The organism is Nostoc sp., from assembly GCF_035638895.1.
GTDB lineage: Bacteria > Cyanobacteriota > Cyanobacteriia > Cyanobacteriales > Nostocaceae > Nostoc.
Genome location: NZ_DASQZC010000256.1, coordinates 1 through 2,079, shown reverse-complemented (window position 1 = coordinate 2,079; position 2,079 = coordinate 1). Strand labels below are relative to the sequence as shown.

The 2,079-nt window shown below is 38.5% G+C and carries 3 protein-coding genes; all 3 read left to right on the top strand.

Going from position 1 to position 2,079, the window contains the following annotated elements; translation table 11 throughout:
• The coding region (locus VE944_RS12460) for a helicase-related protein (RefSeq protein WP_324977381.1) at positions 1 to 1,246 on the top strand (1,246 nt) is incomplete at its 5' end.
• A 321-nt stretch (positions 1,247 to 1,567) separates the two neighbouring features.
• Positions 1,568 to 1,741 (top strand): hypothetical protein, encoded by a 174-nt coding sequence (locus tag VE944_RS12455; RefSeq protein ID WP_322690156.1) that lies wholly within the window; start codon positions 1,568 to 1,570, stop codon positions 1,739 to 1,741.
• Positions 1,738 to 2,079, top strand: a 342-nt coding sequence (locus VE944_RS12450; protein WP_324977374.1) for an AAA family ATPase, incomplete at its 3' end; no start/stop codon positions are given. The genes VE944_RS12455 and VE944_RS12450, both read left to right, overlap by 4 nt.

Below are 2,079 nucleotides of genomic sequence, written 5' to 3'. Positions count from 1 at the left end.
AGCGATCGCTTGTGAATTGTACCAACAGATTAATTTACAAGTTCTGTTGGTGGTGTGTCCCTATCGCCATCTCGTTACTCAATGGGCGCGAGAATGCGAAAAATTTAATTTGCAACCCATTTTAGCTTTCGAGAATTTACGCACTTGGCAAAGTCAACTTTCTACCCAAATTTATAATCTGCGTTCTGGTTCTCAACGGTTTGTCACGGTGATAACTACGAACTCCACTTTAATTGGAGATGGGTTTCAGTCTCAACTCAAATATTTTCCCGCCAAAACTTTAATTATTGGTGATGAGGCGCATAATTTAGGCGCACCCAAGTTAGAAGAAAGTTTACCGCGCAGTGTTGGTTTGAGACTGGCTTTATCTGCTACACCGGAGAGATATTTTGATGATTTTGGTACGCAATCTCTATTTGATTATTTTGGCCCAGTTCTCCAGCCAGAGTTTACTTTGAGGGATGCGATCGCTCAAGGTGCTTTAGTACATTATCTGTATTATCCGGTGTTAGTAGAGTTAACTGAAGCAGAGAGTATTGCCTATTTAAAGTTAACTAAAAGAATTGGGCGAGCGCTACTTTATGGAGATCGACAAAATGGCGAAGCGGGGAGCTTTGAAGATAATGAAGATTTAAAACCGTTGTTGATGCAAAGAGCAAGGTTAATTGGTGCGGCGGAAAATAAATTAACCGCTTTGCGAGATTTGATGATTACTCGCCGCGAAACTACTCACACTCTTTTTTATTGCAGTGATGGTTCACAGGATACGGGACAACGTTCATCGTTACGCCAACTTAAAGCTGTTGCTAAAATTCTGGGTGTAGATTTGGGCTACAAGGTAAGCACCTATACGGCTCAAACATCTTTACAAGAACGAGAAATTTTGCGTCATCAATTTGAAAGTGGAGAGTTGCAAGGTTTAGTTGCAATTCGTTGTTTAGATGAAGGTGTCGATATTCCAGCAATTCAAACTGCGGTGATTTTATCAAGTTCTGGTAATCCTCGTCAGTTTATCCAGCGACGGGGGCGAGTTTTACGTCCTCATGCGGCTAAAGAACGCGCAACAATATTTGACATGATTGTTTTGCCACCAGATTTAGATAGAGAAACGATAGAAGTTGAACGTAATCTATTGAAAAAGGAATTACGGCGCTTTGTAGAGTTTGCTGATTTAGCTGATAACTCAGGGGAAGCAAGAATGAAGTTACTTGATTTACAAAAGCGATATGGTTTATTAGATATTTGATGATGAACTATATAGTTGTATTCTTTTGTAAAATTTTTCGAGTTTTGAAAAAACAAGCATTAAGTATGAAATAATAAAATTATGAATTAGATCATAATGGGATGTAAATGATTTTTTAAATTTCACTTACATCCCATTATGATCTAGATTGTTAATAATAACAGAAGAGAATTCAATAATAAAGTCTTTTTTCAAAGAAAAGTATAAATTTAAAAAAATAGTTTTTACAAAATTAAAGATAACGATAATAGTGGCTTTACGGTGGTAAGTACAGCACTAGACAAAGTTAAAATATAGAAAATCTATATTTCCAAACCGAAGATGTCACAAGGTGCGAATATCGATGATGTGCAGGAGCCAATTACCAGCGCTCCGCCGGAAGTACGGCAAATTATTGAGCGGGTATGGAAGCTGGAGAAAGGCAGGCTAGATAAGAAGATTAACAGCCATATAAATGATAATATTTTGGACATTATTAAGGAGGAGGTGCGATGAAGCTGACTTCAATCAAGCTATGCAACTTTCGCTCCTTTTATGGTACGACACCAGAGATGCTTCTGGCTGGTGGAGATGCTCAGAACACAACAATTATTCATGGCAATAATGGCTCTGGTAAAACTAGCTTGCTGAATGCTTTTACGTGGGTATTGTATGATAAATTTAGTGCAGCGTTTGCGTCGATAGAGCAGTTGGTAAATAAGCGTGCGATCGCAGAAGCTCAAAAAGGTCAAACTGTAGAATGTTGGGTAGAGATTGGCTGGGAACATGAAGGTAAACGCTATCGAGTTAAACGCGCCTGTCGGGGTTATAAAAATGAAGGTGATTTTGACGCT